General features: G+C 60.1%; 17 protein-coding genes. 4 read left to right on the forward strand and 13 right to left on the reverse strand.

The window, feature by feature from the left end:
- Positions 1–51 precede the first annotated feature (51 nt).
- From J2Z75_RS03310 to J2Z75_RS03325, 4 genes are all read right to left on the reverse strand, one after another.
- A complete protein-coding gene (locus tag J2Z75_RS03310; protein WP_209847708.1) occupies positions 52–1,137 on the reverse strand; it encodes an ABC transporter ATP-binding protein in 1,086 nt (361 codons plus the stop codon).
- A gap of 4 nt (positions 1,138–1,141) precedes the next feature.
- On the reverse strand, positions 1,142–1,990 hold the full coding sequence (locus J2Z75_RS03315; protein WP_234937157.1) for a carbohydrate ABC transporter permease: 849 nt from the start codon (positions 1,988–1,990) through the stop codon (positions 1,142–1,144).
- An 85-nt stretch (positions 1,991–2,075) separates the two neighbouring features.
- Positions 2,076–2,978, reverse strand: coding sequence for a carbohydrate ABC transporter permease (locus J2Z75_RS03320; RefSeq protein WP_209847715.1), 903 nt, complete (start codon positions 2,976–2,978; stop codon positions 2,076–2,078).
- 121 nt (positions 2,979–3,099) lie between these two features.
- The gene (locus J2Z75_RS03325) at positions 3,100–4,335 is read right to left on the reverse strand and encodes an ABC transporter substrate-binding protein (RefSeq protein WP_209847718.1); all 1,236 of its coding nucleotides are present in this window, start codon (positions 4,333–4,335) and stop codon (positions 3,100–3,102) included.
- A 492-nt stretch (positions 4,336–4,827) separates the two neighbouring features.
- Here J2Z75_RS03325 and J2Z75_RS03330 point away from each other — a divergent pair, with 492 nt between their 5' ends.
- Positions 4,828–5,865: a LacI family transcriptional regulator gene (locus tag J2Z75_RS03330; RefSeq protein WP_209847721.1), complete on the forward strand. Its 1,038-nt coding sequence runs from the start codon at positions 4,828–4,830 to the stop codon at positions 5,863–5,865.
- Between the two features lie 76 nt (positions 5,866–5,941).
- Here the strand turns inward: J2Z75_RS03330 and gndA are convergent, their stop codons facing one another.
- Positions 5,942–7,372 carry an NADP-dependent phosphogluconate dehydrogenase gene (gene gndA, locus J2Z75_RS03335; RefSeq protein ID WP_209847725.1) on the reverse strand — a complete coding sequence of 477 codons (1,431 nt, stop codon included), beginning with the start codon at positions 7,370–7,372 and terminating at the stop codon, positions 5,942–5,944.
- Positions 7,373–7,671: 299 nt separating this feature from the next.
- On the opposite strand from gndA, the gene J2Z75_RS03340 reads away from it, so the two are divergent.
- The 3 genes from J2Z75_RS03340 (at position 7,672) to J2Z75_RS03350 (ending at position 9,264) form a co-directional block, all read left to right on the forward strand.
- Positions 7,672–8,427 carry a helix-turn-helix domain-containing protein gene (locus J2Z75_RS03340; protein WP_209847728.1) on the forward strand — a complete coding sequence of 252 codons (756 nt, stop codon included), beginning with the start codon at positions 7,672–7,674 and terminating at the stop codon, positions 8,425–8,427.
- A 73-nt stretch (positions 8,428–8,500) separates the two neighbouring features.
- Positions 8,501–8,899: an SRPBCC family protein gene (locus J2Z75_RS03345; protein WP_209847732.1), complete on the forward strand. Its 399-nt coding sequence runs from the start codon at positions 8,501–8,503 to the stop codon at positions 8,897–8,899.
- Between the two features lie 14 nt (positions 8,900–8,913).
- Complete coding sequence (locus J2Z75_RS03350; protein WP_209847735.1) at positions 8,914–9,264, forward strand: VOC family protein; 351 nt, start codon at positions 8,914–8,916, stop codon at positions 9,262–9,264.
- A gap of 46 nt (positions 9,265–9,310) precedes the next feature.
- Here the strand turns inward: J2Z75_RS03350 and J2Z75_RS03355 are convergent, their stop codons facing one another.
- The 8 genes from J2Z75_RS03355 to J2Z75_RS03390 form a co-directional block, all read right to left on the reverse strand.
- The gene (locus tag J2Z75_RS03355; RefSeq protein WP_209847738.1) at positions 9,311–10,024 is read right to left on the reverse strand and encodes a PAS domain-containing protein; all 714 of its coding nucleotides are present in this window, start codon (positions 10,022–10,024) and stop codon (positions 9,311–9,313) included.
- 403 nt (positions 10,025–10,427) lie between these two features.
- Entirely contained in the window at positions 10,428–11,360 is a 933-nt protein-coding gene (locus J2Z75_RS03360; RefSeq protein ID WP_209848765.1) for a lipid A biosynthesis lauroyl acyltransferase, read from the reverse strand.
- A gap of 11 nt (positions 11,361–11,371) precedes the next feature.
- Positions 11,372–12,400, reverse strand: a complete 1,029-nt coding sequence (locus tag J2Z75_RS03365) for a zinc-binding dehydrogenase (protein WP_209847741.1) — start codon at positions 12,398–12,400, stop codon at positions 11,372–11,374.
- Between the two features lie 56 nt (positions 12,401–12,456).
- A complete protein-coding gene (locus J2Z75_RS03370) occupies positions 12,457–13,740 on the reverse strand; it encodes a beta-ketoacyl-ACP synthase (protein WP_209847744.1) in 1,284 nt (427 codons plus the stop codon).
- A 12-nt stretch (positions 13,741–13,752) separates the two neighbouring features.
- Positions 13,753–14,958 (reverse strand): beta-ketoacyl-ACP synthase, encoded by a 1,206-nt coding sequence (locus J2Z75_RS03375; RefSeq protein WP_209847747.1) that lies wholly within the window; start codon positions 14,956–14,958, stop codon positions 13,753–13,755.
- Between the two features lie 2 nt (positions 14,959–14,960).
- Positions 14,961–15,446 (reverse strand): 3-hydroxyacyl-ACP dehydratase FabZ family protein, encoded by a 486-nt coding sequence (locus J2Z75_RS03380; RefSeq protein ID WP_209847751.1) that lies wholly within the window; start codon positions 15,444–15,446, stop codon positions 14,961–14,963.
- 228 nt (positions 15,447–15,674) lie between these two features.
- Positions 15,675–15,959 (reverse strand): acyl carrier protein, encoded by a 285-nt coding sequence (locus J2Z75_RS03385; protein WP_092662234.1) that lies wholly within the window; start codon positions 15,957–15,959, stop codon positions 15,675–15,677.
- Between the two features lie 133 nt (positions 15,960–16,092).
- Positions 16,093–16,998: a LysR family transcriptional regulator gene (locus J2Z75_RS03390; RefSeq protein WP_209847754.1), complete on the reverse strand. Its 906-nt coding sequence runs from the start codon at positions 16,996–16,998 to the stop codon at positions 16,093–16,095.
- Between the last annotated feature and the right edge of the window lie 39 nt (positions 16,999–17,037).

A 17,037-nucleotide genomic window follows, 5' to 3' on the forward strand; every position in this document is an offset into this window, starting at 1 on the left:
ATGTCGGCGTCGCCGACAGAGGGGGTAAGCCGCCGCGCATACAGGCCTCGGCTAAACCCTGTTCTCCGTCCCGGCATCGAACACCGACGCCATCGACATGTCGAAACTCAGTTTGAGCGCCGTTCCCGGCGCATAGCGCCGCGAACCGGCAATGCGCACCGAGATGGTCTGTCCGGCCAGCTTCAGCCACAACAGATTGTCTGCACCCATCGGCTCCTCGATATCGACGATCGCATCATGGATCTCGTCGCCCGGCTCATCGACCTTGACATGTTCCGGGCGCACGCCAAGCACAACCTTGCGGCCGGCCTCAAGCGGCCCGCGGGCGGGATAGGCGTCCATGGCGAAATCGACGCCGTTGACATCGATGACCTTGCGGCCGCCCTTGTCCTTGATCTCGCCGCGGAAGAAATTCATCGACGGCGAGCCGATGAAGCCGGCGACGAAGAGGTTTTCCGGCATGTTGTAGATCGTCATCGGATCGGCGAGCTGCTGGATGACGCCGCTCTTCATCACGGCGATGCGGTCGGCCAGCGTCAGCGCCTCGATCTGGTCGTGGGTGACATAGATCATCGTGTTCTTCAGCGACTGGTGCAGCCGCTTGATTTCGACGCGCAGTTCCGAACGCAGCTTGGCGTCGAGGTTCGACAGAGGCTCGTCGAACAGGAAGACATCGACGTCCCGGACAAGGGCACGGCCGATCGCCACGCGCTGACGCTGGCCACCGGACAGTTCCGACGGCTTGCGCTTCAGGAGCGGTTGAATCTGCAGGATTTCGGCGGCGCGCGCCACCCGCTTGTCGATTTCCACCTGCGGCAGCTTGGCCACCTTGAGGCCGAAGGACAGGTTGCCCTCCACCGTCATCTGCGGATAAAGCGCATAGGACTGGAACACCATGCCGATGCCGCGATCCTTGGGTTCCTCCCAGGTGACGTTCTTGTCCTTGATGAAGATCTGGCCGTCCGACACATCGAGAAGTCCGGCGATGCAATTGAGAAGGGTCGACTTTCCGCAGCCGGACGAGCCGAGAAGCACGAGGAATTCGCCGTCCTTGACGTCGAGATTGAGCGTTTCGAGAACGGTGACCGCACCGAAGCTCAACGACAGATCCCTGACCGATACGCTGTTGCTGTTCATGCAATTACCCTTTCACTGCGCCGGCGGCGATGCCACGGACGAAAAGTCGTCCGGAGACGAAGTAGACGATCAACGGCACGGCCCCGGTCAGGATAGTTGCCGCCATGTTGACGTTGTATTCCTTCACGCCCTGGACCGAATTGACGATGTTGTTGAGCTGGACGGTCATCGGATAATATTCCGGCCGGGTGAACACGACACCGAACAGGAAGTCGTTCCAGATGCCGGTGACCTGCAGGATCATCGCGACCACGAAGATCGGCAACGACATCGGCAGCATGATCTTGAAATAGATCGTCCAGAACCCTGCCCCATCGACACGCGCCGCCTTGAAAAGTTCCTCCGGCAGCGACGTGAAGTAGTTGCGGAACAGGAGCGTCAGGATCGGCATGCCGAAGATCGTGTGGACGATGATCAGGCCGGTCAGCGAACCGTAAAGGCCCATTTCGCGCAGCACGATGACGATCGGATAGATCATCACCTGATACGGAATGAAGGCGCCGACGATCAGGATCGTGAAGAACAGGTCAGCGCCCTTGAAGCGCCAGTTGGCCAGCGCATAGCCGTTGATCGAGGCAATCGCGATCGAGACGACCGTCGATGGGATGGTGATGCGCACCGAGTTCCAGAAGCCCCGCGAAAGCCCGTCGCAGTTGAGACCCGTGCAGGCGCTGGACCAGGCTTTTACCCATGGCTCGAAGGTGATTTCGAGCGGCGGCGAGAAGATGTTGCCGAGCCGGATTTCCGGCATGCCCTTCAGCGAGGTGACGACCATCACGTAGAGCGGCAGCAGATAGTAGGCGGCGGCGAAGATGAGTGCGCCGTAGACCATGATGTTGCGCGGAGAGAACATCGGCCGCGGCTTCTTGCCCCTTGGGCCGGCGGCGAGCTTTGTTGACAGGCCCGTTTTGACGGACGGATTGTTGAGAGATACGACCTCAGCCACGTTTGCGTCCTCCGAATTCCAGATAGGCCCAGGGCACGATGATGATGGCGACGGTGATCAGCATCATGGTCGAGGCGGCAAAGCCCTGACCGAGGTTCTGCGCCTGGAACATATAGTCGTAGACGTACTTGGCTGGCACTTCCGACGCGATACCGGGACCGCCGCTGGTCTGTGCCACGACGAGATCGTAGACCCGCACGATGCCGCTGGCGATGATCACCAATGTGGTGATGAACACGGCGCGCATCATCGGGATGATGATGAGAACATAGGTCTTCCACATCGGGATGCCGTCGACGCGCGCGGCCTTCCAGATGTCTTCGTCGATGCCACGCAATCCCGCCAGCATCAGGCACATGACGAGACCCGTCCCCTGCCAGAGCGCCGCTATCAGGATGCCATAGATGACGATGTCAGAATTATAGAGCGGATCGAACGTGAATGTACTCCAGCCGAGCGAACGCACGACCGACTGTATGCCGAACTCCGGATTGAGTATCCACTGCCAGACCAGACCGGTGACGATGAAGGACAGCGCGAAGGGATACAGGAAGATCGTGCGAAAGGTGTTTTCGAAGCGGATCTTCTGGTCCATCAGGGCAGCGAGCAGGAAGCCGATCACCAGACTGAAGATCAGCGAAAACACGCCGTAGATGGCCAGATTCTGAATGGAAATGAGCCAGCGGGGCGCCGACCACAAACGCTCGTATTGATCCAGCCCGACGAAGGTCAGGCGCGGCAGAAGCTTGGAATTGGTGAAGGAATAAAACACCGTCCAAAGTGTGCCGCCGAGAAAGATGACGACGGCGGTGAGAATCATTGGAATTGAGGCAATCTTCGAATGCAGATTGCGCAGCAACTGGTTTGGCCGGCCGGCGTTCGCGTGGCCCGTCATAGGTCAACCCTCCCCTGGATCGTGGTTTTTATTGAGGACGTGGCGAAGCCCCGGAAACACCAACCGAGAGCTTCAGACCGGCCCCGCAAAGCGGAACCGGTCTTCCACAGAGATGGTCCTATCAGTCGGCCGAAGCGATGATTTCGGCGAAGCGCTTCTGCGCATCTTCCGGCGTCATCGTCGGCGTGGCGAAGAACTCGGAGAAGAGGTCTTCCTTCTGCTTCTGGCTGTCGGCGGACAAAAGCTGGTCGGTACCCTGGATCACATTGCCCTTGGCAAGAATCTCGAGACCCTTCTTCATGCAGTCGTTGGCCGCAGCAAGATCAACGTCGCCGCGCACCGGCAGCGAGCCTTTCTTAAGATTGAAGGCGACCTGTGTCGTCGGGTTGATCAGCGTCGAGGCGAGCACTTCCTGGGCCTTCGACTTTTCCTCATCCTTCAGCAGCGGGAAGTAGAAGGCGTCGCCGCCGGTCGAGATGATCTCGTTCACGCCGAGACCCGGCAGGCAGGTATAGTCGGTACCGGCTTTCTGGCCAGCCAGCTGGAATTCGCCCTGCGCCCAGTCACCCATGATCTGGCCGCCGGCCTTTCCGGTGATGACCAGATTGGTCGCCTGGTTCCAATCCTGCACGTTGCTGCCCTTCGACATCTTGCGGGCATCGTCTGCAGCCTTGAACACCTTGGCGATGTCCGGACCTGCGGCAACTTCCGCATCCTTGTCGCCGAACACCTTGTTGAAGACGTCCTTGCCGGCGATGGCGACCATCAGCACGTCGAATGCACCGGCCGACTGCCAGGGCTGACCACCAACTGCGAGCGGAACAATGCCTGCCTTTTCGAGTGCTGGGGCGGCGGCAACGAATTCATCCCAGTTCTTCGGCACTTCGACGCCAGCCGTCTTGAAGGCAGCATTCGAAAGCCACAGCCACTGCCAGGAGTGGATATTGACCGGGGCGCAATAGATCTTGCCGTCGATCGTGCAGCTGTCGAGCAGGCTCGAAGGCTTGATGATGTCCTTCCAATGTTCACGGGTGGCAACATCGGTCAGGTCGCGCATCAGACCGGACTGGACCAGTTCTTCGGCCTGACGGCCGTGGTTGAACTGGGTGGCGCCCATCGGGTCACCGCCGGTAATACGGCTGACCATGATCGGCCGTGCGGTGCCGCCGGAACCGGCGATCGCGCCGTCGACCCATTTGTTGCCGGTGGCATCGAATGCCTTGGCGAGCTCGGCGACCGCCGCCGCTTCACCGCCGGACGTCCACCAATGGGTCACTTCCAGCTCGGCCGCGTTAGCCGCACCAAATGGAAGCACTACAGTCGCCGCCAATGCAGCAGCCAACAAACGCAATTTCATGAGTTTTCCTCCCTCACTGTAACGTTACCGGAAAAACTTAGTTCAATCGATTTGCAGACGCAACAGGCACAACGCATAATTCCTTATAAAAATTTCAAAACAATCTATGAGGGCATTAATCCGGTTGCCGGAAAATGAGATCATCAGTTTGCTGCGGTGCGGATTCACCGAAAAAGCTGCTTTAAATGCAGTAATTTCGTCATTATTTTGAACAAACCTATTAATTTTGGCCAAGCACGCATTTCGCAGGTGCAAAGATCAATTGATGCGCTGCACGATTCAACCCTGCGGAGAGCCGTCGTCGTGAAAGCGAAAAAACAGCTCGACAAGCCACCTGTATCGTTACAGATTTTGGCATTAGGGAGAGAACGGGCGATGGGTGCCCATATATCATAAATCGTATATAAGGCGGACAAGAGCGTAGGGGCTCGCTGCAGGCAAACGCCGTCCATGCGACGTTGCGCCTGAATACGGGAAGGCGATGGGCGGGGAATGGACGAGAAAACCAAGAGCAGGCCGGCAAACATGCCCCCCTCACCGAATGAACGTCCCACCCTGAAGACAATTGCCTTCATGACAGGCCTCGGCATCACCACGGTATCGCGCGCGCTGAAGGATGCTCCCGATATCGGCGCCGAAACGAAGGAGCGCGTGCGGCTCGTTGCGGCGCAGGTCGGATACTATCCAAACCGCGCAGGCGTGCGGCTGCGCACCGGCAAGACAAACGTCATCAGCCTGATCCTCAGCCTCGAAGAGGAATTCATCGGCCTCACGAGCCCGATGGTGGTCGGCATCTCGGAAATCCTCGCCACCACCCAGTATCACCTGGTCATCACGCCCTATAGCACCCGCAGCGATCCGCTCGATCCGGTGCGCTACGTTCTGGATACGGGAGCAGCCGACGGCGTCATCATCTCGCGCACGGAGCCGAAGGATCCGCGCGTCGCGCTGATGATGGAGCGCAACTTTCCGTTCGGCACGCACGGCCGCACGGAAATGGGCCTTGTCCATCCCTATCATGACTTCGACAACGAGCGCTTCGCCTATGACGCCGTGCGCATGCTGGTGGAGCGTGGTAGGCGGCGTATCATGCTTTTGCATCCGCCACCGTCTTTGACCTATCATATGCACATGCGTTCCGGCTTCGAGCGGGGCCTGCGGGATTTCGGCGCGACCGCGGTTCCGTTCAACAAGGTCGATCTCGATGACAGCCTGGCGGATATCCGCGCGGCCTGCGAGGCTGCGATGCAGGCGCCGGATGCCCCCGACGGCATGATCTCGGGCAGCGGCGGCGGCGCCGTGGCGCTCGTTGCCGGAATTGAAGCGGCGGGATTGAAGCTCGCACGCGATGTCGACATGGTCTCGAAGCAGTCGAACGACCTCCTTCAGTGGCTCAGGCCCGAAGTCATCACGCTCAGGGAAGATTTCCGGCTGGCTGGACGCGAACTGGCAAAGGCGGTGATTGCCCGCATTGAAGGCCAGTCCGCGATAGAACTGCAGACGCTGAGCTTTCCCGTTCTTCAGAACTGAGACGCAGAAAGCAGAACGGCCGCTGATAATCAGCGGCCGTTCCAAAGCGTATCCTTGCGGCAATCAGGCCATCTTATCAGGCGTTCAGGCCACTGCCCCACGGGCCGTGATGCGCGTCGGCGCCGTCGGTGCGGTCAAAGCCGTGTGCGCCAAAAAAGTCGCGCTGGGCCTGGATGACGTTTGCCGTGCCACGGCCGCGGCGATAGCTGTCGAAATAGCCAAGCGCGGATGCGAGAGCCGGAACCGGCAGGCCGCCGAGAGCGGCAGCGGAAACGACCCGGCGAAGCGCGCCATCGGTCTCCTTGACCATGGTGGCGAAGGCCGGCGTAACGATCAGGTTGGCGACGTTCGGATCCTTGGTGAAGGCCGTGGTGATCTCGTCGAGGAAGGCCGAGCGGATGATGCAGCCGGCACGCCAGATCCTGGCGATCGTCGGCATCGGCAGGTTCCAGCCGAACTCGCGCGAGGCCTGCGCCATGACGGCGAACCCTTGCGCATAGGCACCGATCTTGGCAGCCAGCAGCGCGCTTTCGAGGTCCTTGAGGAAGGCAGCCTTGTCGGCGACTTTGAACTCACCGACATCCGGCAGGCCGAGCACCTTTTCAGCGGCCTCACGCTCGCTCTTGACGGACGAGATGCTGCGGGCGGCGACAGCTGCCTCAATGGCAGTTGCCGGGATGCCCATGTTCTGCGCTTCGATCACCGACCACTTGCCGGTGCCCTTCTGGCCGGCCTTGTCGAGGATGAGATCGACAATCGGCTTGCCGGTGATCGGGTCGGCGGCTTTCAGGACGATCTCGGTGATTTCGATCAGGTAGGAATTGAGGCGTCCCTTGTTCCAGGTGCCAAAAACCTCGCCGATTTCGGTCGCGCTCATCTTCAGGCCGTCGCGCAGGATGCCGTAGATTTCGGCGATCATCTGCATGTCGGCATATTCGATGCCGTTGTGGATGGTCTTGACGAAATGACCGGCGCCGTTTTCGCCAAGCCACGCAACGCAGGGGTCTTCATTGTATTTGGCGGCGATCGAAGTCAGCACCTTCTCGACGCGCTTCCAGGACTCTTCCTTGCCGCCGACCATGATCGACGGGCCATGACGCGCGCCCTCCTCGCCGCCGGACACGCCCATGCCGATGAAGGTCAGGCCGCTGTCCTTGAGATTGTCGAACCGGCGCATCGTGTCGCGGAAATTGGCGTTGCCGGCATCGATCATGATGTCGTTGTTCTCGAGATACGGCTTGAGCAGTTCCATCTGCTGGTCGACCGGCTCGCCGGCCTTGATCATGATGATGATCGGCCGCGGCGGGCGGATGGCGGCGACGAATTCCTCGATGGTTTCGCACGGCACGATCTGGCTCTGCAATGCGCCGGCTTCGGCATAAAATTTCCGCGTCGCTTCGACCGTGCGGTTGAAGACGGCAATCTTGTTGCCTTTCTCGGCAATGTTGAGCGCCAGATTCGATCCCATAACGCCAAGACCGATAAGGCCGATTTCTGCCTGTGCCACGTATGTGCCTCCGTTAGACAGTGAAGCGGCCAAAGCCCGGATGAGCGTGCGCGCAACTCCACCAGATTGAACTGTGCAGGACGATTTTGTTCGGCACGGGATGCCGGAATACGCCTTGCGAATGCTGACGGAGTTTTGGCACTCAAATCGATTAACGACAAGTGATTGTTGTCAAAAGCGAGACTTTTCCGGACGGGCCGGATAAGCTTCGGACAGCTTGAAGCAGCGTTTGAGCGCATCGCGCGATCAGGCGGAAATGCGGAGGACGACAGTTGAGGACGGGACCGAAAGAGCTGGTCATGGCATCATCTGCCGGAAACTACCGGGAGTGGCGGCCGGCAGCACCCCTGGCGGCCCATTTTCGTTGTATCTGGTCGCACAGCCTTCCACGAGACTTCGACAAACGCATTGCCGTCGTGCCCGATGGCTGCAGCGATATCATCTGGTCGGAGAGCGGTCTTTGTATCGTCGGCCCCGATAGAACCGCCGCGTTTCCACCATTGCAGCCAGGCACGACCGTCATCGGCATCCGCTTTCAGCCTGGAGCGGCGGCCGCATGGCTGAACCTGTCACTGGCCGAGATAACGGGAGAGACGGTCGCTCTCTCCGATCTGTGGGGAGCCTTCGGGATCGAGCTTCACCAGCGTCTGCTTGAAGCACCGTCAATCGCCGAAAAGCTGTCGCTGCTGCAAGCCGTCTTGCAGCGGCGAGCCCTCGAAACGACCCCGCCCGCCGCCGATATGCGGCGAACCTTCGCCTATCTGGCGCAAGAACGCGGCGACGGCGAGGATACGATCCGAAACCTGTCCCGAGACCTTGGTTACGGCGAGCGGACATTCCGGCGGCGCTGCATTGAACAGTTTGGCTACGGCCCTAAAACCCTCGACCGGATCCTGCGTTTCCAGCGTCTTCTTCGCCTCTTCAGATCAGCCCGGGGCGATGCCCTGTCGATACTGGCGTTCGAGGCCTGCTATGCCGATCAGGCGCACATGTCACGCGAGGTAAAGACGCTGGCAGGCTTGTCTCCGACCGATATCCGGCGGCAACTCGTCTGATTGTCCGTTTTGTTCAAGATTTTGCGAGGCGATGGCGGCATGCTCGGTTGCAGCCAGAGGAAAGGAAAATGCCGTGCCTGTGATGGAAGCGAAAATCGTCCATATCGATATCGAAAGGGACTGGCGCGATGTATACGCGTTTGCCGCCAAGCCGGAAAACATGCCGCTCTGGGCATCCGGGCTTGGGACCGGGCTGGAGCCGGATGGCGAGGACTGGGTGGCACACGGCCCCCTCGGCAGCGTCCGGGTGCATTTCACAGCGCTCAACGATTTTGGCGTGCTCGACCACCTCGTGACGATGGAATCAGGCCTTGAAGTGAACAATGCGCTGCGCGTCGTGCCGAACGGCGACGGCGCGGAGGTCATGTTCACGTTGCTGAAACTGCCGGGCATGAGCGAAGAACAATTCGACACGGACGCCAACTGGGTCCAGAAAGACCTCAGCACATTGAAAAAACTGCTGGAATCGTAAGAAGGAAGACGCATATGGGACAGAAGGGCATCGATCGCCAGATCGACAACATCGAGTTCGCGGTCGCCGACATCGCCCGCTCAAAGGCGTTCTACGGGGCAGCGTTCGGCTGGTCGTTCACCGAATACGGCCCGGAATATTGCGAATTCACCGACGGCCGGCTGACCGGCGGACTGACGACCGGAACGGTGAGACCGGGCGGGCCGCTGGTGATCCTCTATGCGGACAATCTCGCCGCAACACAGGCACGGCTGGAAGCGGCAGGTGCCCGCATCGTGGTGGAGACATTCTCCTTTCCCGGTGGAAGGCGTTTCCATTTCCAGGATCCGGACGGATACGAACTGGCCGTCTGGTCGGACAAATAGCGATAGATGGACGTGAGCGAGGTTCAGCCGCCCTCGCCTTTCGAACTCAGGCGGCGATCGAGCGGCGGCGATCGGCGATTTCCTGAAGCATCAGGATCGCGCCGATGATCTTGCCGGTGCCCGACAGGCACGGCGTCATCCGGCAACGCACGACGATCGTTCGATTATCGACGTCCTTGGCAAAGGTATAATCCACCTTTTCACCGGAAAAACATTTGTCAAGGTTGGGCTTGACCCGCTGTTCGAAACGCTGGATGCCGACGAATTCGACAATATGGCGGCCGACAAGATCCATCGGGCGCTCTTCGAGGCGCGATGCGTTGACGGGATTGGTGTAGAGGTAGCGGTAGTCTGGCGTAATGACCGCAATCCGATCCGGCAGACAGTCGAGGATCGCCTCATTGAGGAATCCCTCATCCACCCGCCCCTTCAACGCGGCAACGGGAGCCGGAGACGATACTCCCAGTTTTCCAAGAATCTCGCCACTTCCCGTGGAAAAATAACGCTCCGCCAGCATTTGCAGCGCGTCGCGCTGACGCAACACGCTGGACACATCGTCGGCTTCCTTGCGCAGCAGATCCAGAATGAACTGGAATTGCAAGCGGGCGTCGGCGACAGTCTCCGCCCTTTCCTGATAAATAGAACTCAAAACGGGCTCGATCTCGCGATCAAGAATACTGATCAGGAGGTCGTCGCCGGATTTGACTGCGTATCGCAGCTGAGAATATTTGAACCAGAAGAGATCGATCAGTAGCTTCAATTTCCACCCCACTCCCGCCCGATCTTCCCATTCACTCGCATCGAGTTTCGGAAAATTGAGCGCCACCCAAGTTTAAATCGATTGAATAACGCTTATTTCTCAACCCGAAGCGTTTGCAATCGCCCTACTATAGTCGTGTAAGTTTACACCCAACGAAGACGTGTTCAACACCTCAAAAATGACCTGAAACGTTACCGGCGAACTTATTTAGGCATCCGAGAAAAGATGAGACAAAATCACGCGGCATTTTTAACTGGAGTCCACCTCCAGGACGATGAAACACCCATGGTGCAAAAAATCAGACCGTGACGCCGAAGACTAAAGACTGCCGAGCCGATTCCACCAAAGCAAAACACGCGTAGGACCTGATTCTCTAAAAGCGATCGATGGCTGAAGACTACGCTCAGTCTTTCAGGCTCTTCTTGATGTTCCAGCGATCATGATACCAGAGCCACTGCCCGGGATATTCGCGCACCCAGCTCTCAACCTTGTCGTTGAGCAGTTGCGCCGTCGCGTTGACATCGACGCTTCCGTCCGGCTTGCGCGGAATCTCGATGGCCGGCTCGATCTCAAGACGAAAGCGTCCGCCCGGCAGGCGGATGGAGCGGGCCGGATAGACTTCACAATTGAACTGGCGCACTAGCTTGGCCAGCAAAGGATTGGTCCGGACATCCCGGCCGAAGAACGTGGTCGTCAGGCCCTTGCGGAATTTCTGGTCGACCAGCACGCCGACAGCGCCCCCCGCTTCCAGCTTGCGGGCGAGTGTAAACGACGAGCCGGCATGTGAGGGAACGAGATTGCCCATGCGCTGTTTGCGAAAATCGAAGACCTTTTCAGCAACATAGGGATTGTTCGGCGGACGGAAAAGCACCGTCACATCAAGGCCAAAGGCGGCGCTTGCGACCGGCAGGAGCTCGAAATTACCGCTATGGGCGGTGAAGACGATGAACGGCCGGGGATTGTCGCGCAGTTCCAGGAACAGCGGGATGCCGGAAACCTCGATACGGCCCGGCTTCGGGTTTGCCGGGTCGAAATCGAAGATCTCGTCAAGGAAGACGTATTCGGCAGCGAGCCGCCCGATGCTTCCCCAGCTTTCCAGCGCGATCGCCTCAATCTCGGCTTCGCTCTTTTCCGGAAAGGCGTTGCGCAGATTGGTGAGCGTCAGTCTGTGGCGCGCCTTCAGCTTCGGTCCGAGCCAGCGGGTGAACCGGTCGGCAAACTCGATGGCACCTCTTGCAGGAAACAGCTTCAGCGTGCCCAGCAGCAGAAAAACGAACTGGGCGATCGACCACTGGCGAAAACGCTCCGCCGAAAGAACCAGCCGTGTGATCAGCATGCGCACGGTATTCAGTCCATCCGCAGAATGATTTTGCCGAAGACCTGGCGGGTTTCCATCCGCTCCAGCGCCTTGTCGATCTCGGAGAAGCCGACTTCGGTATCGATAACGGGATGCACGAGGCCCCGCGCCATCTTCTGCATGGCATCCGCCATGTTTTCCATGCGGCAACCGAACGAGCCGAGCAGCTTCAGCTGCTGCTGGAACAGCATCATCAGGTTCATCTCGGTCGAGACGCCGGAGGTCGAGCCGCAGGTCACCAGACGCCCGCCCCGCTTCAGGCAGAACATCGACGCCGCCCAGGTATCCTTGCCGACATGTTCGAAGACGACATCGACACCCTTCTTCTTGGTCAGCTTGCGCACGACACCTTCGAAGCGATCGACGCGATAGTTGATGACGTGATCGGCGCCGAGCGCCTTGGCCCTCTCGATCTTGTCGTCGGAGCCGACGGTGGTGATGACGGTACAGCCGATCTTCTTGGCAAGCTGGATCGCCGCCGAGCCGATGCCGGAACCACCAGCGTGAATGAGGATGGTTTCGCCGGGTTCCAGCTTGGCATTGTCGAACAGCATGTGCTCGACGGTGCCGAACGTCACCGGCGCCACGGCCGCGGCAACAGCATCCACACCCGGAGGGGCCGGAACCAGCAGGCGCGCGGGAAGATTGACCTTCTCCTGGGCAAAGCCGTCGAGATGAAAGCCATGCACGCCGCCGACATGTTCGCAGAGATTGTCACGGCCTTCGCGGCACGGACGGCAGAGGCCGCAGGTGCGCGCGCCATAGATCGAGACAAGCTGCCCCGGCAGAACATTGGCGACGCCTGGGCCGATCTGGTCGACCACGCCGGAGGCTTCCGCGCCGATCACCAGCGGCATCTTGCGCTTGGCAAACGCCATGCCGCGCCAGCCCCAGACATCGATATGATTGAGCGCGACGGCCTTGACGCGCAGCGTGACTTCACCGGGACCCGGTGCTTCCGGTTCGGGAAGATCGGTGATTTCCAGCTTGCGGTCGTCGACCAGTTGCAAAGCGCGCATGATATAAGTCCTTAAGCCCGGGGGGCGTCTTTCATCGAAAAGTGTCGTGTGCCCGATTAGGCCGGTTCTGCCGCCATGACAAGGCTGGCATTCTGGCCGCCGAAGCCGAAGGAGTTCGACAGGACCGCCGTCACCTTGGCATCCCGCTTCACGTTGGGCACGACATCGAGAATGATGGATGGATCGGGGTTCTGATAGTTGATCGTCGGCGGGAGCGTGCCGGTGAGGATCGTCTGCAGCGAGAACACGGCCTCGACGGCGCCGGCGGCGGTGAGCGTATGGCCGATCATCGACTTGTTCGACGAAACGGGAATGGACGGCAGCGCCTCGCCGAACACCGACAGCATCGCGCCATATTCCATCTTGTCATTTTCCGGCGTCGACGTGCCATGGGCGTTGATATAGCCGATGTCACCTTCGCTCAGACCAGCATCGGCAAGCGCCGCGCGGATCGTCGCAATCGCCGGGCCGCCATCGGGCGAAGAGCGCGTACGGTGGAACGAATCGGCCTTCTCGCCGCATCCCTTCAGGATGCCGTAAATCCGCGCGCCACGCGCCACGGCTGCTTCCAGCGATTCGAGTACCAGCGTCGCAGCACCTTCGGCGATGACGAAACCGTCGCGGTCCTTGGAGAAAGGCTTCGACGCCCGCTCCGGCGGATCGTTCTGGGTCGAGAGAGCCGACAGAAGTGCGAACCGGATCAACGCTTCGGCACTGACCGAACCATCCGTGGCAACCGTCAGCGCCCGGTCGGTGCGCCCTTGGCGGATCGCTTCGACGCCAAGCTGGATGGCCGTCGCACCGGAGGCACATGCCGTCGACAGGGTCACGGGCAGGCCGCGCGTTCCGAACCGGTCGGACAGACGCTCGGAAATCGCGCCGAACAGCGAGGCCTCGTGGAAGCCCGCATCGCCGCGTTCGCGCATTGCTGCGAGAAAGCGGTTATAGGCATCGCCCGGCTTTTCGGACGGCTTTGCCCGGTCGGCCAGTTCGAAGCGGGCGCTCCATTCCGGCTCGATCGGCGGGGCCGCCAGAAACAGCGGACCGTTGAAATCGCCGGACAGGCCGGCCTGCGCCAAGGCTTCCGCCGTCGTTTCGCGGGCAAAGGCGTAGGAACGCTCGACGGAGTTTTCGGCTGGAATATCAATGAAATCGACGGTTCCGCTGATTCGGGTCGAAAGCCCCTCTGTCGGAAAACGGGTGATCTTGTGGATGCCGGAAACGCCTGATGTCAGAGCCTTCCAGTTGTCCTCGACGCCCTGTCCGAGCGAGGTGATGACGCCCATGCCGGTGACGGCGATCAGCGGGCGACCGAGATGATCCTTGTAAGCGCTGGTCATGTCTGCCGCTCCTTATTCTTCTGCCGAAAGAACGGCGATGCCTTCGCCGCGCGTATGGCCGATCGTCGTGACGATGGCGGTCTTTGCGGGCTTTTCCATGGGGGCCTCGGCCGCCGGATCGAAAGGCGGCACCCTCGCGCCCGCTCCCAATGACAGTGCCGCGAAGGCAAGGCCCAGGGGAAACTGGGATTCAAGAGCATGGCCCACGAGCCCGCCATAGGCGCGCACCGCGGCCTTCGGGAACCGCGCGTCGAGAAACGCTTTTTCGCGAGCCGCGAGATCGTAAAAACCGGTCGTGCCGGAAAAGACCACCGTCGAAGACGGATCGGCATCACCGGCAGGTTCGGAAAGATACCGCAGGCGCTTTTCCAGCCGGTCGCCTTCGCGGCTGCCCCGGGCTCCGCCGACGGCGTCGATCGTCGCATAGATGTGGGCGCCACGGGCGGTCGCATGTTCCCGCGATTCCAGCATCAGGAAGGCACCGACCGAGCCGGTGATCATGCCGCCGCCGTTTTCCGGCTTGCGCGACCAGATCGGGTGATGGTCGCCAAGCGCATGCCCCTGGACGGCTTCGATCAGGAGGATCATGTCGAGCCGCTCGGCCACGAAAGCGCCGCCAACCAGCGTGTGGGTCGATTGTCCGGCCTTGATGCGGGCAAAGGCGGTTTCGATCGCCGAAATACCGGCCCCCTCTTCACCCATGAAGGTGCGCGACGAGCCCGTGACCTTGTGAACGATGGAAATATTGCCGGCCATCAGATTGGAAAGCTGCGCCAGGAACAATGTCGGGCGCAGTTCGGTCGTCAGTTTTTCGTTGAGCAGCTGTTCGCGGTCGTTGCGCTTCAGGGCTTCATCGACGATCAGCGAATCGACATTGATGTCGCGCTCGCCGCCACCGGCCGCCACGATCATGTCCATGCTGCCGCAGGCTTCCAGATCGTCCTTGAAGCCGGCATCGTCAAGCGCAAGGCCGGCGCTGAAGACGCCGAGGCGCTGCCAGTTTTCCATCTGGCGCTGGTCGCCACGCTTGGCGATCTGCTGGGACCAGTCGATCTCCGGCAGCGGATGGATCGGATAGGGGGCGAAACGTTCGGTATCGACACGAACCACCGGCGGCTGACCGGCAGTCAGAAGGGCTGAGTGCACCTCGGTGCCGACACCCTGGCTGGTGACGATGCCGACACCGGTGATCACAACATCATTGGCGGACTTGCTCATCGTCATTCCCCCGTCGCGGCCGAAACAGCCATCGCGGCCATCAGCCCCACTTCTTCGGCACGTTTCCTGACGATCGGGCCAAGCGGCACCTGATCGAACGGCATGGTCCGCAGTTTCAACTGTGCATCGCAGACCTTCTTGCCCTGCGAGGTGATTTTTGCCTTCACGACCGCAAAGCCCGAGCCGTCATGTTCCAGGAAGGCCTCGATATCGAGTACCGCTTCCGGCTCGACAAAGGTGCGCATCTTGGCGCTGTCGACCGACATCAAAAACGGCATGGCGGCAAAATCGGTGGCGGCCAGAACGAGAAAACCGCAAGCCTGCGCCATCGTCTCGATCAAGAGGACGCCGGGAACCAGAGGATAGCCGGGAAAATGCCCCTCAAACACGGGGCTTTTGGCAGGAACCACCGATCGCGCTGTCAGCGTCTTGGCGTTGAGATCGACCGTTTCGACCCGATCGATCATCTGAAAATATTCAAGGAGCATCAGGAGCAAATCCAGCTTGGCCCGGAGCGCGGCGCTTCGAAGTGAGCGCCAGGAATGCTCCGGATTTCAAATCCGCGCATGACCCCGCCCGAAACTGGTCCGGCGGCGCGATCATGCGACCGTCAAGTAAAAACGCAAATGCCGCCTGTCAAGCGCAGTCCACGCGACAGGCGGCATTGATGTGGTTCATGCACGTGTTCCCGCGTGTTAAACGCAGGATATTTTCATTCAGCCCTTGGCGGCTTTCAGTTCGTCGATCTTGGCGCAAAGGTTCTTCAGGACGAAATACTCTTCCGTCGAAACCTTGCCTTCGTTGACTTCCTGCGTCCACTGCTCAAGCGGGATCTTGATGCCGAATTCCTTGTCGATCGCAAAGACGATGTCGAGGAAGTCCAGGCTGTCGATACCGAGATCGTCGATGGTGTGGCTTTCAGGCGTGATCGTCTCGCGATCGATCTCGCTGGTTTCTGCAATGATGTCGGCAACCTTGTCGAATGTAGCTGTCACGCCCATACCTCTTTAGAATACATGTTTTGGCGAACCTATAGGTAAATGCGGCTGAAAAGCCAATGGCCTTGAGCCCAAGAGTTGCATTTAGAACAACGGTGTTGCGCAAACATCAAGATATGCGAGAGAAACCCTGCCGTCAAAGATCGGTGGCGGCAGGCAGGTCGGCAGCCAGCGCGTCGATGGCAAGCCGTACTCTTAGCGGCAGATGCGGCGTCTGCGGCCAGACGGCGTGGCAGTCGAAAGACAGACGGCGTTCGTTTTCGAAGAGCCGGACAAGGCTGCCGTCCCGGACCCTCTGCTGGACGAGCCAGCAGGGCAGCCAGACAAGCCCGAGCCCGGCGACACCGGCATCGGCGATCATTTCCAGATCATCGAAGCGCATGCGCGAACGCGGCAGGATTTCCGCATCCGGTCCACCCTCCACAGGGAAAAGCCATGAGCGGATACGCCCGGATCGGGCATACAGGATCGCATGGTGGTCAAGCAGCTCTTCCCTGGCCTTCGGTTCGCCATGGATGCGCAGATAATCCGGAGAGGCGCAGACCGTCATGCGTTGATGCGCCAGGCGGCGCGTCATCAATCCCGGCCATTCGCCAAGCGGGCCGTTGCGGATGGCGAGATCGAATCCGTCTTCGAGGATATCGACCCGGCTGTCGGTGAAATTCAGGTCGAGTTCGAGCTTCGGGTGCTCGCCGGCAAGCTTCAGCAGAATCGGCGCGACACAGCGGCGGCCGAACAGGACCGGCATGGAGACCCGCAGGCGGCCGGCCACCTCCTTGCGCCCTGATTCGAGCATCGCCTCGCCGGCGCGCAACTCCTCCAGCGCCCGAAGGCAGCGCTCGTAAAAAATCTGCCCATCCTCGGTCAGCGTCTGGCTGCGCGTGGTGCGATGAAAAAGCCGGGTGCCGAGCCGGTCTTCCAGCCGGGCGATGGTCTTGCCGACAGCCGAACGTGACAGGTTCAGCCGCTGGGCTGCCGCGGAAAAGCTGTCGGCTTCGACGGCATCGACAAAGACAGACACGCCATTCAAACGATCATTCATCTGCTTTGTAGCCTTATAGGAACCAATGAGCGGAAATCA

This window comes from Rhizobium herbae (assembly GCF_017873135.1).
In the GTDB taxonomy this organism is placed as follows: Bacteria; Pseudomonadota; Alphaproteobacteria; order Rhizobiales; family Rhizobiaceae; genus Pararhizobium; species Pararhizobium herbae.